The 15438-nt window shown below is 54.8% G+C and carries 11 protein-coding genes; 1 reads left to right on the top strand and 10 read right to left on the bottom strand.

Annotated features, from left to right (window positions below; translation table 11 throughout):
* Positions 1–457: 457 nt before the first annotated feature.
* Entirely contained in the window at positions 458–1876 is a 1419-nt protein-coding gene (locus tag KBW98_RS12370; protein ID WP_229429151.1) for an AAA family ATPase, read from the bottom strand.
* Between the two features lie 279 nt (positions 1877–2155).
* Here KBW98_RS12370 and KBW98_RS12365 point away from each other — a divergent pair, with 279 nt between their 5' ends.
* Positions 2156–2872: a helix-turn-helix transcriptional regulator gene (locus KBW98_RS12365; protein WP_211520447.1), complete on the top strand. Its 717-nt coding sequence runs from the start codon at positions 2156–2158 to the stop codon at positions 2870–2872.
* A 374-nt stretch (positions 2873–3246) separates the two neighbouring features.
* Here KBW98_RS12365 and KBW98_RS12360 read toward each other — a convergent pair whose 3' ends face one another.
* From KBW98_RS12360 to KBW98_RS12320, 9 genes are all read right to left on the bottom strand, one after another.
* Positions 3247–4287: a restriction endonuclease gene (locus KBW98_RS12360; RefSeq protein WP_211520446.1), complete on the bottom strand. Its 1041-nt coding sequence runs from the start codon at positions 4285–4287 to the stop codon at positions 3247–3249.
* A gap of 172 nt (positions 4288–4459) precedes the next feature.
* Positions 4460–5452, bottom strand: a complete 993-nt coding sequence (locus KBW98_RS12355; RefSeq protein ID WP_211520445.1) for an Abi family protein — start codon at positions 5450–5452, stop codon at positions 4460–4462.
* Between the two features lie 30 nt (positions 5453–5482).
* Complete coding sequence (locus KBW98_RS12350) at positions 5483–7408, bottom strand: ATP-dependent endonuclease (RefSeq protein WP_211520444.1); 1926 nt, start codon at positions 7406–7408, stop codon at positions 5483–5485.
* Between the two features lie 10 nt (positions 7409–7418).
* Positions 7419–9113, bottom strand: coding sequence for a restriction endonuclease subunit S (locus KBW98_RS12345; RefSeq protein WP_211520443.1), 1695 nt, complete (start codon positions 9111–9113; stop codon positions 7419–7421).
* Positions 9113–10576 carry a class I SAM-dependent DNA methyltransferase gene (locus tag KBW98_RS12340; protein ID WP_211520442.1) on the bottom strand — a complete coding sequence of 488 codons (1464 nt, stop codon included), beginning with the start codon at positions 10574–10576 and terminating at the stop codon, positions 9113–9115. The genes KBW98_RS12345 and KBW98_RS12340 overlap by 1 nt, the downstream gene beginning before the upstream one ends.
* Before the next feature lie 42 nt (positions 10577–10618).
* On the bottom strand, positions 10619–12997 hold the full coding sequence (hsdR, locus tag KBW98_RS12335; RefSeq protein ID WP_211520441.1) for an EcoAI/FtnUII family type I restriction enzme subunit R: 2379 nt from the start codon (positions 12995–12997) through the stop codon (positions 10619–10621).
* On the bottom strand, positions 12994–13185 hold the full coding sequence (locus KBW98_RS12330) for a hypothetical protein (protein ID WP_211520440.1): 192 nt from the start codon (positions 13183–13185) through the stop codon (positions 12994–12996). The genes hsdR and KBW98_RS12330 overlap by 4 nt, the downstream gene beginning before the upstream one ends.
* Positions 13186–13351: 166 nt before the next feature.
* On the bottom strand, positions 13352–14401 hold the full coding sequence (locus KBW98_RS12325; protein WP_211520439.1) for a hypothetical protein: 1050 nt from the start codon (positions 14399–14401) through the stop codon (positions 13352–13354).
* Positions 14398–15438, bottom strand: a complete 1041-nt coding sequence (locus KBW98_RS12320) for a hypothetical protein (RefSeq protein WP_211520438.1) — start codon at positions 15436–15438, stop codon at positions 14398–14400. The genes KBW98_RS12325 and KBW98_RS12320 overlap by 4 nt, the downstream gene beginning before the upstream one ends.

The following is a 15438-nucleotide window of genomic DNA, read 5'->3' as shown; positions in this document are numbered from 1 at the left end:
AGTCCGGCCAAGGTAAGCGAAGCGGTAGATGCGCGCTAAAATTGCCCCACTTTGCGTCCCTGCTAAGTCATGACTGCATGAATGTCGCACTTCGTTGCTGGCAACGATCGAATGGGTTGCTAGCTTCACGTGGCTGCACGTCGACTACAGGATCCAGTGCGCTTCGACGATCCGCCTGCGCCGTCCCTCGCGTACTGGGCCGCCGCTAGGCAGGTCGGCGCCTCGCTGCAATCACCTTGTGCCGTCGAGTTAGTCGCACGCCTCACTGCATGGATCCGTTTCTGCATTCCTTAGGGTCCAAGGCCGCTAACTTCGCCCTGCCGAGCATTAAGAATTGCGGTTACCGCGGCCTAGCGAAGAACTCAGTGCAGCTGCACATCTTGCTCATCGCCGAATATTATCGCCGGCTTCTGGCCCAAGATATTGCCATTTCGCCCGTACCGCCGATCGCCGGTGGTCAGCTCATGAACCCGATCCTTCGACATGCAGTGCCGTTAGTTATTTCAAGGTCGGAGGGAAGGACATGTCCCCGCTCGTCCCTTGCTGCGCGCCCAAGCGCTCGGCATAACACTTTTCCCAAGCGGCGGGGCGGAAGGTTCATTAACTTAGCCACGACCTCCTCGTCCAATTTAGGCACAAAAGCTGTGCCCCAACTATTTTCGGCCAGCATTCGGCCATAGATCGACTGCGCAATGTACGCAACCTGCTCGGGCGTGGGAGCCTGCACATTCAGCACAGTCATTCGAGACAAGAGCGGTGCCGGGATACCATCGGTGCTGTTGGCAGTGGCGATCCAGTTCACATGGCTGGCGTCGATGCCGAAGTCACGGATCGACAGGTCTATGAAGTCACGGGCGCATCGCGGCTCCAACAGGGTGTAGAGCGCGGCCAGCGGGTCGTATTGACGCTGCTGGTCGGTCTTGTCGAGTTCATCCAGCACCACCACAGGGTTAGCCTGTGGCTGATAGGCCAGCAGTTCAAACACCACACCCGACTCAGAGTTGGACCAGTAAGATTCCGATCCGGCCAAAGGTGCGCTCGACTGCGTACTGGCCATGTCGATAACACGGAACGGGAGGCTGAGGCGCCCTGCCAACCAACGCGCAGCTTCGGTCTTGCCGATACCTGCTGGGCCGACAAGCAGGATGGGCGACCAAGCGACGCGGCCGTCACCCATGGCATGCAGCGCGAAATGGTCGTGCAGTACCTCGGCCAATTCCGCGAAGTTGGGGAAGTCGCGCTGGAAGTCCTCGATCAGCTTAGCCCAGTCATCGGGTAGCTCACCTAGTCGGCGATGCTCATGGCCGGCTGCGCGGATGCGCTCGGCGATGTACTGTGCCCGCTTGGCCTTCTCTCCCGGTTTGGCGCGGTGGCGCTCCACAAAGCTGTGCAGGCTAGCTGCCTCAAGAAAGGCAATCTGCGGTGTCGCCCTGGATTCCGGCCGGGATAGCTGCTCCGGCGTGGATTTGGGCGGCGTCATGTCGGGCAAAGCCTGCAAAATGGCATGCACGGCGCGGTCGGTGGAGGAATCGAGCGGCTCGTCACGAATAGACTTCTCGGGCTTGGCAGTTGGGGACAGCAAGCCCTGCGCGACTGCGAGCTTCTGGTTGCGCTTGAGGTCCTCCGTGTACAAGCCGATGGTGGCCGCGTGCCGTTTGCAGCGCACGCCTTGACTCACATTAGCATCGCCACCAATCACCGGGGCAGAACACACCGGGCAGTGCTGCTGTGCCGCGTGACGGGCAGCTTCAATCAAATCCAGCAGCGCTCGGTCGCGGTTGATGCTCGCGCCCACCAATTCCACCCGCAGGCTGAGCTTGTCCCGCTGCGTGGTGGCGCAAAAGAGCGGCAAGTGTCGGTAGTCGGCCTGCTTCATCAGCAACTCACATTGCTCTACGAAGTGCTCTAGCACGGCCAAGTGACCCGGGGCAGGCTCCACTACTTGCCGAGCCAGCCAGGGATGCCGAGCTTTCAGGATAGTCAGAGCTTCTTGGTACGCGGCGCGACTCTGGGGGCGATGGCGGGCAGTGCGTGTCATAGCATTCTTCCTTTTTAACTATAATTTACTATAACAATAAAAACGGCGTTCATCCAGTCTCGTCAGTAAAGCGGTAAATTGTTATAGTGATTTATTGTGATCGCCGAGAAAGCTCCCATGCCTGCTTTAACCAACGAGCAACTCCCCCTACTGGCGGGCGCTCTGCTGCGCCTGCGCGGGTTGACGCTGGCCGCCGTCTTCGAGTCTACGGGCATCCGCCCAGCCAACCTTTCTGCTTGGTTGAAGGGCAAACCTCAAGTGATCTCGACGAGCCGGGTGGCAGCCCTGATGTACCACCTTGGGGTGCAAAGCGGCCAACTTCGCGCAGACATCGTGCATACGTGGGCAAACCAAGGCGAGTGGGAGCACCTGCGCACGGTGTTCGCGCTCCTGCAAGATCCCTTGACCCCACGCTGCATGTTCTTGAATGAGCACCGAGGAATGAGCCAGACCATGTTTTTACTGTGGGGCGATGCCTGGGTCCGTCTTTCCATCACCCCAGCGCCGATGGCCTCAGACGATCTGACCGCATTGGTCCGGCCCGACCGGGTGATACTTCTCCCGGTTATGCTGGAGGGTATTCCAACCCAAGCGGTAGATGAGACCCGTTCTGCGTTGCTCGGTCTGGCCGAACAGGGTGGGCAGGAGATTCCTTGTGGTGAGTTGGCTCACGGCTTCATGCAGCGCCTGCGAGACCCAGGCGACAAAGGGTATGTGGCCACGGGTACGGATGCCATCGGCTGGACACTACTGGAAGGAACCCTGCGCAGAGCCATGCAGGCAGGGATGAGTCCAGCTGAACTGGCGGTACGCATCGACAAATTTTTGCCCTAATGCGCACACACGGCACATGGCCGCAACGGGGTTTCAACTAGAGACCTGCGCTGGACGCAATCCGATGTCGCGTTGTCCCCATCTGCCGCTGCCCACGAATCCTGGCGGTTTCGCGATCAGCGGCCACATTCTTTGAGCTTCAAGAATGCAGCTCAAAGAATGTGCGGAATGCCGTGGGGACAGCCTGCCAGGCGTGGTGCGCCCAGCTTGAATGTGTGCAGAACGGTGCCAACCCTGTATAAGCAAGGTGGCCTCAATGTGCGAAGACGGTGGCAACAGCGCGCTCTGGACTGTGCCATCAATGCGGCGACACCATGCTGCCAATAGTGCGAAGAGCATGGCGCGCAAGGTGCGAACATTTGACCGATGGCGCGTCAAAGCGCCTCGTCCTGCGCTGCCACCATCCATACCCGTTTCAGCGGTAGTTCGGCCTTGAGATCTTCGTCCAATCGCTCGTACTGCTCGAACAGTTGTTCGAGCAGCTCCTTCTGCGTCCACAGGCGCAGCCGGAAGAACTGCGAGGCCAGCTCTTTCTGCACATTGCCCTTGAAGCCACCCCATGCCACGAACAGGCCTTGGTCGGCATTGAACTTCGTCATGGCGCCCAGCAGCTTGTCCACTGGTTCACGTCCAATCGGCGAATCCTCGGACTTCACCTCCACGCATAAACGCGGCGCAGAAAAGCCCAGAGGGCCGGAACCAGCCAGTATGTCGGCGCCACCGTCTGCGCCTTCTGGGCTGCGGTAAGTGGTGTAGCCCTGTGCTTTCAGGATGCCTTCGACCAGTCGCGTCAAGCCGTGCCCCTTGAAGCGTGCGGCCACCAGCGCGGCGATCTGGTCTCGTGCCAGTTCATCCAGGTCGGTGTCTGCCGCCTCCACGTCGATCGTCGTTGCCGTGGTTGCTTTGGCAGGTGCTGCCAGCGTTTCCGCCTTCCACCCATTGGCACGCATGGCGGCGATCCGCTGCTCTGCGTTGTTACGCTGGATGCGGCAGATCGTCAGAAACGCACCGAAGGAGAACAACAGGTCTTTGCCAAAGTGCGTGCGCGGGATGGCCTCGCCGATCCACTTGACGGATCGCCAATGGAAGAAGGGGTTCGGGCCAGCCTTCTCGACACGGTAGTCGCCCGTGATCTCACCAATGTAGACCGCAGGCTGCGTCTTCAGCGGCAGCACCACCAGATCGCCCTTCTGCATCTCATGCGCGAACGGCCAGACCTGGCTTACCCAGTTCAGAACGGTCTTAGGCTTGGCCTCCGGGTAGCGTTGCGTCATTTCGGCCGTCAGCTCGCCTCGCTGCAGGAGCTTGGCGACGTCCACGTCCAGATCCTCCCAGGTCACGTAAACCCGGTTCTCCTGGATAAACTTCTGTTCGTATTCGCCGTGCGAGCCAGCACGGATGAGCCAAATCGCCATTTCTTCTCCCAAACTGTTCGTTTTTCAGCCCATGCTCCACGCTTCCTGACTTCCTGACAGTCCTGGACATTGACTGGCCATGCCTCGTAGCCTAGAATCGTACTCAACATGGCCCCTCTCGGTGACCCTGCTTCGGCGGGGAAGCTGCTGAGGGGTTTTTTCTTACCTGCGCTCACCACGCCGCCGCCCAGTCGCCAGGGGCGCCCATGCCTGCGAGATTCAGGCCAAGGTGAGACAGACCGGGGAACGCCAGCAGATGCGCTTTCATCCGATCAGGCCAGCTCGACCGTGGGTTGACCACGCCCAGCAGATGCCGGGTGATCTTCAAGAGCAAGAAGCAGCGTGCCCGCGCGTGCGTATCGGCCTCAAAAAATGTGACCCACGCCAACTCGGCCGATGATGGCAGCTTCGGCTGGTCAACGATGTTTCGATTCCAGAGACGGCTGTGGTGGGCGCATATATTGCGCAGGTAGTTCAGGCTACGCAGCCATGTGGCAAACACCCGGCCGTTGCTCACGCCGTACCGGCTGGCAATCGCGTCTTGCTCCGCCTCGCGCATGCCATTGAACAGCGTCGAAAGCGTGCCGAAGTCCCACACCTCGCAGGCCACCCAGATTGCCAGCGGCAGGCCGTACTTAGATCGGTTGTGCCGAACGAACTCCTCCCTGGAGCGGCCGATCAACTGAGCGTGCTTCCCCAGCCATTCGTGGTGTCGCGTAACGCCTGAGTCCTTATCCAGCTTGACACTGAACTCGTCGTGGAACAGCTCGGGCCTGAGGTAGGCAAAGCGGTCAAGCTGCCCCAAGATGTGAGACACGTCCACACGCAACGCCACTTCAATGCGTTCCAGCGCGTCCATCACCAGCAGCCGTAGCTGCTTGTCGAACACGTACAAGTCCACTGCGTTCTGGAAGGTGGTCCCCGCCCGAAAGGCATCGAGTGCGATGCGCTCTTCACGCACCTTCTTCGGCTTGCGGCCATGCTCATCTAACAGGCACAACGGCTCGCTGCGTTCCCGGAACGCGAACCAGTAGCCGCTGAGGCGGTAGAAGCCGATGCGCTCCAGAAGATCTAGCGCGCGAGCCCGGTCGGTCGCGACCATGCCCCGGCCGATCAATCGATCTAATTGATCGGCATGGCTTTTCCAGGGCTTGGTATAGCTCATTTGGAGAAACCTTTATCGTGGGACCATGCTCTATTGTTGTATTTGTAATGCGACAGCTGCCGCGCCCTTCGATTTGATGAAGTCAAAAATTGGCCTAAAAGGTTCAAAGCAGGGAGCGTCCAAAGTCGGGACTACCTCTTTCGCAAATTTAACTTTGTGTTTGTCGCCTTTAAATTTAATCATGCCAGTTTTGGGGTCAGGACGAAACCAGTCGTCCATTCCTTGGCAGCCCCAAAAAATATGCTCAATACAAAAATGAGGGTTAGGCTTGATTTTCTCGATTGGATTTTGGCTGTCCCACACTTGTTCCCGCAACTGGTTATCCGGGATCGGCAAAAGGAAGGCATAGGCATTCTTGCCGTCGAGCTTCCGTGCGAGCCCAAGCCCAATATCGGTAACCTGATGCTTGCCGCCTAAATCACGCCAATCATCATACGCATCATCAAAGTCAAAAAGCGCAAAAAGTTGCTTGTCGGGGTATGCAGAAAAGACTTCATTTCTAGCAAATAGAACTTTAATAAATCCTCGATCAAAAGCATCTTGGACGAGAATTGTAATTTCCTCATCCGGATAAAGCTTCTTATAAGCTGTATTCAATATGCTTACATCTGACGGCCCTTCGACAAAAAGAATCGGCCTGGAAGATAATCGCATGACATTATCAATTAACAACCGGCTTTCGTCTTCGGTATATTGGATGAAACTATCAGAAAGTTCGTGAATTACATCTTTCTTTGAACGCTTTTGGCAAGAAACGGCAGAATTCTCGATCTTGAAGAGATTGATCTGCTGGTCTTCAATAGGGCACAAGGTTGCGGCACTATGGCTACTCATTAGCACATGACAATTCTTGTCAGCAACACCAGTGATCTCAAAAACCTGCTTTAAAAAATCAAACTGCCACTCTGGATGCAGAAATGAATCTGGCTCATCCAGTAACACAACACAGTTCCGGTCCTTGAATAGCTCAGCAATGGAATAAATATAAACAGACTGAAACTGACCATCACTAAAGTGTGATACGGATGCATCGAATCCGTGTTCTAGCTGCAAGGAAACCGTAATTTCCGACAGCATTCCCAAGGTCTTCAAGTTATCCAACTGACGGAATAATTCTTGAGGGCTGAAGTCCGTAAACTCCAGCTGGATTTTATCGATACCGAAGTAAAGAATATAGCGCTCATCGGAAGAAAAATACCCTTCCGATCGCAACGGGCTTTCGGTCGCCGTATTGATGCACTGGTGGAGCCTATCAAGAAAGGTTTTAGTAATACCTTGCGGCTTCCAGTAGCGGTCTGACTCATCATTTAGCTCAATATCAAAGCGCGAATCAGCCGCATATACGGGCCGCTTTAAAACCATCCGGATTTCCGGTGCCACGTTAGCTATTCCCAGCTTTTGACAAATGAACTGCCGAGCCTTGCAGTCATTAGGCTGAATTAACAGTACAGCCAACAGTAGCTCTTTGTATTCAGGGCCAACACCAATAAAGAAGCGGCTCTCATCGAAGTCTGCTCGTTTAATTCGCTGCCTAAAGTTTCCTTCATATTGGTCTACTAGCGCCGCCACTGTCTTGTTGTGACCGGAATAATAGATGAGCACATTGTCTGGAACTTTGGTTTGTCCAATAGTTTTTCGCTTTCGACCATTAATAGATAGACCACGGTCTTTGGGTTTATCCCGTAGCGAAATATCGTCAATCTCACCCCAACTCCACTCTATGGTCGTTTCTACACCGGCAATTTCATAGAACAAGCGGTAGCTAAACCCGAGGTCTGCCTTCCTCCTATCGAATTCGGCGAGATGACGAAATATTTCGATCAACGCTTCGAACAAGTTTGATTTGCCTGTGCCGTTTTTCCCCACAAAGACATCGATAAAACTCTCGCCATCGAACGGCAGCGTGAAATTTTTAAGATTCTTATAGTTGCTAATGAAGACTGATTTCAGGCGCATGACGGTAAATTTATACTTGTGCCATAACGGCATTGAATAGTTTTGACTGCGTCAAATTGGCCGAGTCAATATTCGCCTCTAGCTGATCACAGTGTTTCATCAAGCTACGGATTTTTTTTACAATTTGACGTTGCTCTTCTAGTGGTGGTAAAGGTATCGGTAGGCTACACAATGTTTTTTGATTAATTTTTGGCATTGTCCCAGAGGTGCCAGACGCTCGTTCGCGAAGAAAATTTCGGCTCGGCGCAGCACTCATCGCAAAGCACACATATTCGCAATCCACCTCCGCCGAAACACGCAATTTCATCATTAAGTCTGGATATATGTATGCGTTTTTCTGACCTCGATAAATTGCAGGAACACCGACATACTCAAGAGTATTTCCGCGCTGCACGAGGATGTCTCCATCCTGTAGCCAAAGATCGGAGTCAGCCGGGATTTCTTCATCAATAAACTTTGAATGCTCTCCTTTGAATATTCCAGATGTCGTTGCGCTCAATGTCAAAGATTTGACGTTGGTTTCATAGTCAACAGCCTTCGGCGAGTATCCATTGGTAGGCCCGAAGGTCAAAATTGCATCCAAGGGCACTAACGCCCATTCATCCGGAATTACATTGATCAGGTCGCTTGATGCGATTTTCTCTGTGGCCGTCCTGCGAATCTTTAGACGTATCCGTTCAGATTTCACCCTTTCCAGAAGATCGCTCACGTTAGGAGAAGATCTGTTCCGCTCGGAGAGCTTGCCCATTATCGCCAGATTAAGAATTGATTGGCGCAACGCGGCCACATTTTCTTTGACGGCGTAGAGCTCGTAAAAATGTTCGGCAAGAAAGGCTCTTGCACTGAGGTGTTCGTCGGCTGAAGCGACATTCAGCAGTTGCCGGATGGCCGACGCATGCGCCGTCAAGCGCTTTTCATTTTGTGCCGTGCGCAGTTTTTCCAGTTCGTCACAGCGAGTCATCAGTTCGTCGATTTTGGCGACGATGCGGTGTTGCTCTTCAAGTGGGGGGAGCGGGATGAGTAGCTCGCAAAATTTAGCAATGGAAACGCCGCCGATGATCCCGGTCATCGCGGCTCTAAACGACGCGCGGAAATCTGGCGACAGATAAACGTAAAGGATGAATCGCGACGGAATCTGCCCATATAATTCGTTGGCAAACAGTTTATTGCCGAAACAGATGTTGCGATCGGTCAGGCCACACTTTTTCCCGGCACTACCGCCTTCAGCACAAATCAACACCGCACCTTGGTGTGCGATCCTGAATTTTTCCTCATCCGGAGGAATGCAAACACCGTTGTCGTAGTCCAGTGGGTCGAAACCGTAACCGACATCCTTGGTAGCGATGTAGGGCAACCCTTTTGCGCCAGCATATTTCGATTCTTTTTCAGATGCGTTGATGCTGTTGCCGTTGAAAATATTACCAATGACGCCAAGTCGAACCCACTGCCACCCCTGAGGCAAAGAGTAGAGCTCTTCAACGGCAGTGATCTCCGGCAGAGGTTTTGGCACTTTGATCATGCGCTCTTTTACCAGCCGCTTCTTTTCTGCTTCAATAGACTTGAGCAGTTCGCTAGCTGGTGAACCATTTGGATGTTGCGGCACCAATTTCCCCTGCATCGCAAGCTTCAAGATCAGCTCGCGCAATTTTGGAATACCATCGGGCGCAGCAAAGGCCGTATCGAAGTGTTGCTCTAGCAGTTCCATCACTCTCCCCCGAGGGCGAGCATCAGCTCAGTCTTCAGAGCACGCTGCGCCTCGGCCAGTTGGCGGCTGATCTCTTGATATTCCGCCATCAACTCGATTGGATCACGGTGGTTCACCTCGACAGCATGCGGGTTCTTGCAGTCCAGGTTGTAATTTCGTGCAGCAATGTCTGCAGCCGAAACCTTCCAGGCATTTTTGGTTGTCTTGCGCCCCTTGCGAGCGGCGCCACCCCACCACACTTTTTCGAGATCGAATTCTTTGATATCCAGCGGCTTGGAGCGCGAATAGCTCTTATAGCCATCCGGGTAAGGATGTTCAAAAAACCAAACGTCTTTAGTCGGCTCTCCTTTCTCGAAGAACAGCACATTGGTTGCGATGCTCGTGTAGGGTGCAAAAACTCCCTTCGGCAAGCGAACGATGGTGTGCAAATTGAACTCTTCAAGAAGTTCGCGTTTCAGCGTGGTTTTAGTGCCCTCACCGAACAGAAAGCCATCCGGCAGCACTACGGCAGCGCGGCCCGTGTCGTGCTTGAGCAGATGCATGATCAGCGCCATGAACAGATCGGCGGTTTCGCGGGTCTGGTACTTGCGAGGGAAGTTGTTCTCTATGCCGTCTTCTTCCATGCCACCAAAGGGTGGATTGGTGATGATGATGTCCACACGATCTTTCGGGCCGTAATCCTTGAGCGGACGACGAAGGGTGTTATCGTGTCGGATATTGCTGGGTACATCGATGCCATGCAACATCAAATTGGTCATGGCTAGCATGTGGGGCAGTGGCTTTTTCTCCACACCATGGATGCTATCTTGCAGCGTGAGGCGATCCGACGCTGTCTTGACCTGAGGCTTCAGGTGCTCGATGGTGCAGGTCAAGAAACCACCTGTGCCGCACGCCGGATCCAGCACGCTCTCGCCCAACTGTGGGTCGAGAATGTCCACCATGAACTGGGTGACGGCGCGCGGTGTGTAGTACTCGCCAGCGTTGCCCGCCGATTGAAGGTCAGCCAGGATCTTTTCGTAGATGTCGTTGAACAGGTGCCGGTCTGTCGAGGAGTTGAAATCGACATCGTTCTCAATGGTGTTGATGACCTGCCGCAGCAGGGTGCCGGATTTCATGTAGTTGTAGGCATCCTCGAACACCGAGCCAACTACTTTTCCGTGGGGAGTTACACCCGCGGTGGTCGCCAGCTTTTTAAGCGAAGGGAAGAGTTCGTTATTGACGAAGTCAATCAACTCTTCACCTGTGATGCCCTCTGCATCTTTGGCCCAGTTGCTCCAACGAAAACGACTTTGCAGTGGCGATTTGTAGCCCGGGATCATGAGCTGCCATTCCTGCTCTTTGTCGTCGAAAATTTTCAGGAAAAGCAGCCAAACGATCTGGCTGATGCGCTGAGCATCGCCATCAACGCCGACGTCCTTACGCATGATGTCTTGAATGGTTTTAATTAGGGTGCCGATAGACATGGGCGGGGTTCCAATAAGTAATTATTATGCGCGCAGCTGTGATCAGCCGTAGAGCGCTTGTTCGAGTTCGTGAATGGCACGCTGGTATCGATCCAATCCACCAAAGGCCCGGATGATCTCCATGGGAGTGCCGAAACTTGTGAATGGCGCGATGGTGAGGATCTGCGTTTCTTCAATGGGACCAACGCCTTCATCCGCATACTTGTCCAGCAAGGCCTGCAGCACACGCTGCGCCTGTTCGCCATAGCGGGTGAAGTAATCGCGCTTTTTGACCTGTTCGGCGCGTTCTTTTCGGGTGAGCGGCGGCTGATCCCAAGCTACGTGACAGACCAGATCGAAAGGGTCAAATTCCTTGCCGGACTTGTGGCCGATTTCTTCAGCCAGCGCATCAAAGAGCACGCCTTCGTTGGCCAACTCGTCAATGATGGCTTGCTTTTTCTCTGCATCGTTCCAGCGACGCAAGAAATCATCGAGTGAACTGAATTCTCTGGCGAGCGCCTTTCGTGTGTAGTCTTTCAAGGATTCCGTAACCAAGCGACCAGCAGCATCGAAATACTGCACGCGCTCAGACGCTACCTTGACTTCTACATTGGCGACAATATAGCGGCGGATAGTGCTTCCTTCCTCGCCGAGGCGCGGTTCGGCTCCCCCCGACCATGGCAATTCATCTGCCAGCGGATAAGTAAAATCATTCTGGGCTGATGAGCCGCCGCCATTGTCAGGAGGCACTGGTGATTCGTCGCCCTTGGGTTCATAGATCTGCACCGGGTCGCCGTCGAAATCGGGGTCAGCAAACAGTTCGGTTGCCTTCTTGAAATCGATGATGGTGAAATAATACTTGTCGTAATCCTCGTTGATACGGGTGCCGCGACCGATGATCTGCTTGAACTCCGTCATGGATTGGATGCGCTGGTCCAAGACGATAAGTTTGCAGGTTTGGGCATCCACGCCTGTGGTCATGAGTTTTGAGGTGGTAGCAATGACAGGGTACTTGGATTCCGGGAAAATGAAGTTATCGAGCTCGCCTTTGCCTTCTTCGTTATCGCCGGTGATACGCATCACGTACTTGCTGTTCTGAGCAACGAGATCTGAGTTCTCATTGACCAATGCCTGCCTCATACGCTCTGCATGATCAATGTTGTCGCAAAACACTATGGTTTTATCGAAGCGATTGGTCTGCTTCAGGAACTCGCTGATTTTTTTTGCAACCAGTTCAGTGCGTTTCTCCAGAACCAGGTTTCTGTCAAAATCTCGCTGGTTGTAGATACGGTCCTCGATCTCATTGCCGTGCTTATCAAGCATGCCCTTATCGGGACGCCAGCCGAAGAGGTCTTTATCCAGATCGATGCGCACTACCTTGTACGGCGCCAGAAAGCCGTCGTCGATACCCTGCCGAAGGGAATAGGTGTAAATCGGCTCGCCGAAATAGTCGATGTTGGAGACTTCTTTGGTTTCCTTCGGTGTCGCCGTCAGTCCGATCTGTGTGGCCGATGAAAAATATTCAAGAATTTCACGCCACGCCGAGTCGGCTGCTGCGCTGCCGCGATGACATTCATCGATGACTATCAGATCAAAGAAGTCACGGCTGAACTGCTTATAGATGTTGCGCTCTTCTTCCGTGCCGGTGACGGCCTGATATAGCGAAAGATAAATTTCATACGACTTGTTGGCTTGCCGCTTCTGGATCTTGGTCATGGCCGAGCCGAAGGGCTTGAAGTCGTTTGTCATGGTCTGATCGACCAAGATATTTCGGTCAGCCAGGAATAGGATTCGTTTCTTGGCTTTTGACCTCCAGAGACGCCAGATAATCTGGAAAGCGGTGTAGGTCTTGCCGGTGCCGGTGGCCATGACCAGCAGCAGGCGGTTTTGGCCGCGAGCGATGGCTTCAATCGTCTTGTTGATTGCAAGTAGCTGGTAATAACGCGGTGTTTTATTGCTGCCGTCGCTGTAATAGTCTTGTGAGACCAGTTCACTCTGCGCGGTGTTTAGCCCTAGGTATTCGGCCCACCATTGCCAAAGCACATCCGGTCCAGGTAACTCATTCAGGGCCAACTCACGCTCTATGACACCGTCTTTGGCAATTTTGTTGTGAAATAGGAAACCGTCGCCATTACTGCTGAACACAAAGGGCACCTGCAGCATTTCCGCATAGCCCAGCCCCTGTTGCATGCCATCGCCTAACGAGTGTTTGTTGTCCTTTGCCTCAATAACTGCGATTGGCATGTTGGGTTTGTGAAACAAGACGTAGTCCGCACGCTTGTTCTTAGCACGCGTGTGCAGCTTGCCACGAACGATGATGCGTCCCTTAGTGAGTGGAAACTCTTCTCGTACCTGAGCGGTAATGTCCCAGCCAGCTTGCTCAAGCGCTGGTGTTATGAACTTGGTGCAAATGTCACGCTCTGACAGTTCTTTCTTGTTCATACGCTGTCCTCTCCCGGTCGTTGCTCAGCGGGCCTAGCCGTCAAATCGTGAACTCGCGCGTACTCCAACACCAAGATTTCGATCATCGATGCCACCGAGCGGCGCTCGCGATCAGCTGCTAAGCGCAAAAGTTGCTTGATCTCGGCGGAGGTACGGATTGAAAGGGTTTCGTCCTTCAGGCGTGACATGGCATGTCTCGTCAACGATGGTACGCAAATGTACTGCATTTGCATGCGTTTACGCAATGCAATGTTTTACCATATGCGCTACCTCAAAGGGGCCGTGTCAGGTCAGCGCTAAGGGCAAAATGGGGTAATGGCAGGCGACATTGCCCCAATGGTGGGCGGAGTTGCCTCATTCCAGCTGAGCACGGGGCGTAGGCATGGCAGGTTGGGCCGAGGTTCTGAGCACCTTAACGGGCAAATCTGCTTCGATGCGCACCGGGCGCAGCGCGTGCCCATCCCGCGCCTGATGTGCTATACCGTAATAGCGCCGAGTTTTGGCGCTGCGATGTCCGAGGCCCCGGCTGGCAGCATCGACATCACCGGTGGCCTTTACATCCGCGCTCCATTGGTGGCGGAAACAGGTGGCAGTGATCGCGTGAGCGTGCTCAGGCCAAAGGCAGTGCCCGAGGCGCTTGAGCTCTGCCGTGAAGTTCACGGCTTTGCCAATTTGAATTTGCAGTTCTGTATTGGTCGCCGCTCTGAGGCGCTTCACTAGCACGGCGACCAGCGGATGGGTGTCATCCACGGCGTACGCTACAAAGCGATGCGGCTGGCCCTGGTGCGCTGTGACTTTGGAGCCCGTCACGTAAACGCAGACCGTCTCCATGCCCAGGCTTTCGTCGTACTGCAGCCGGGTGTTAATGCCCGTCACAACCTCGCTCGGACGAGCGCCGGTCAGCGCCGAAATCAGCAGCGCATCGGAGTACTTGCCATGCGCACCGCGCTCACATAATTCCTCCCGCCAGGTTGATGGCAGGCCCCGCAGCGCCTGACGCTTGCTTCGGCGCTTTCGACTCGGCTGGGTCATGCCCTGTTGCTTCAACGTGATCAAGGCACACAGCAGTTCGTGCAGGCGGGACAGCACCTCTTCCAATCGCTCCCAATCCAAGTTCTGCGCAGCGGACAGCCCTTCAAGGTGCTGGGTCACAAGGAGGCGGCAATGAAACTTCAAGGCGCTCATCCGCTTGTAGAAAGTTCTCGCGCTTCCAGTGTCTTGCACCGCTGCTACCAATCCGCCGGGGAGGGTCTGCGCGCGCTGCAGAAGCACATGAGCCATGCGCTGGTACTCTGCCTCGGTGCGGGGGGATCGCGCTTTAGAAGGCTCGTGAGACATCGTAGCTGGCAGCATGGCGACGCATTCACGGGCCATCGCGTTCAGGCATTCAGCATCGGTGTTCATGGTCGCGCGCCTTTGACCAAGTCTTCAAAGACAGCAGCCGGTACCTGACGCAGCCGTCCTTCCCGGAGGACATCGAGCAGCTTGCTGCGGCCGAGCGGTACATATCCATGCCTGGGCTTGCCGCTCTCCAGGGTAACCTGCTCGCAAAACCCAGCCTCTTCGACGCGAATGAAGCTGCTCGGGTTATCGGCGGGCCAGCAGAAACAGAGGCCGGCCCACGTTTCCAGCTCTGCCGCTGAAGCCGGGGCCGGTAGAGAGGGCTCGGTCTTAACTCCGACCAAGTTTTGCGCGACCGAGTAGGCATAAGCCCCAGCATCTCTGGGAGGACGGCCAGCCTGATACTGCTTGGCCACCGCCGTGATGATCGCCTGCGTGTCTGCCTTAACAATGCCCTTGCGCTGTGCATTAGCAATGGCTGCCTCTACCTGCGCGTGGCTCTCTGGCGGAATGCCCGACTTATCCACAGGCACCTGTGCCTGGGCTTCTAGGGTTGGCGTTACGTTAGAGTTGGGTTTAGCGTTGGCGTTATTGTTATGCTGGGAAAAGTTGGATGAGGCATCGATACGGTATCCATGAGGTACGGATGCGTCATTTTCCGAGAATTCGCCGGCCAGCAAGGTGTTCAGCAGCTCCCGCTGCTCCTCGTTCAAGCGTGCTTTGTAGTCGGCCAAAAACGGGGCCAGCCAGGGCTCCGGCAACCGCCGAATGTTCTCCATGGTGCGGGCACGTAGCTTCGGACCCATAGTCTGACTGGCCAAGTTGTGAAACCACCAAATGCGAACCCACACGAACATGCGTTCGGGGTCAAACCAGACGAGGTCTTCCGCACGCAAGCGCTCTACGACCTGCAGCCACTGGTCCTTCGACCAGCCGACTTCGGCGGCTGCAATGCGAGGTACTAGAGGATAGGCGCCAATCACATTCGACACTGGGCTGGTTAGCAGATACAGGAGCGCGGTTTTGTCTTCTGTCGTGCACTGCTGAAGCAGCGGGCTGTGCCAGAAGCCGTGGTCGTTGACGGTTCTTTGTCGGCCCAT

The sequence above is a fragment of the Massilia sp. ST3 genome, assembly GCF_018119405.1.
GTDB lineage: Bacteria > Pseudomonadota > Gammaproteobacteria > Burkholderiales > Burkholderiaceae_D > Telluria.
The sequence above is the reverse complement of the archived record's forward strand: the minus strand, read 5'-3'. Positions and strand labels throughout refer to the sequence as shown.

What these genes read in the sequence shown, in the direction of transcription:
- KBW98_RS12365 (WP_211520447.1), top strand. Translation starts at nt 2,156, where the DNA reads ATGCCTGCTTTAACCAACGAGCAACTCCCCCTACTGGCGGGCGCTCTG.
- KBW98_RS12325 (WP_211520439.1), bottom strand. Translation starts at nt 14,401, where the DNA reads ATGAACACCGATGCTGAATGCCTGAACGCGATGGCCCGTGAATGCGTC.
- KBW98_RS12345 (WP_211520443.1), bottom strand. Translation starts at nt 9,113, where the DNA reads ATGGAACTGCTAGAGCAACACTTCGATACGGCCTTTGCTGCGCCCGAT.
- KBW98_RS12340 (WP_211520442.1), bottom strand. Translation starts at nt 10,576, where the DNA reads ATGTCTATCGGCACCCTAATTAAAACCATTCAAGACATCATGCGTAAG.
- KBW98_RS12350 (WP_211520444.1), bottom strand. Translation starts at nt 7,408, where the DNA reads ATGCGCCTGAAATCAGTCTTCATTAGCAACTATAAGAATCTTAAAAAT.
- KBW98_RS12360 (WP_211520446.1), bottom strand. Translation starts at nt 4,287, where the DNA reads ATGGCGATTTGGCTCATCCGTGCTGGCTCGCACGGCGAATACGAACAG.
- KBW98_RS12370 (WP_229429151.1), bottom strand. Translation starts at nt 1,876, where the DNA reads ATGAAGCAGGCCGACTACCGACACTTGCCGCTCTTTTGCGCCACCACG.
- KBW98_RS12320 (WP_211520438.1), bottom strand. Translation starts at nt 15,438, where the DNA reads ATGGGCCGACAAAGAACCGTCAACGACCACGGCTTCTGGCACAGCCCG.
- KBW98_RS12330 (WP_211520440.1), bottom strand. Translation starts at nt 13,185, where the DNA reads ATGTCACGCCTGAAGGACGAAACCCTTTCAATCCGTACCTCCGCCGAG.
- KBW98_RS12355 (WP_211520445.1), bottom strand. Translation starts at nt 5,452, where the DNA reads ATGAGCTATACCAAGCCCTGGAAAAGCCATGCCGATCAATTAGATCGA.
- hsdR (WP_211520441.1), bottom strand. Translation starts at nt 12,997, where the DNA reads ATGAACAAGAAAGAACTGTCAGAGCGTGACATTTGCACCAAGTTCATA.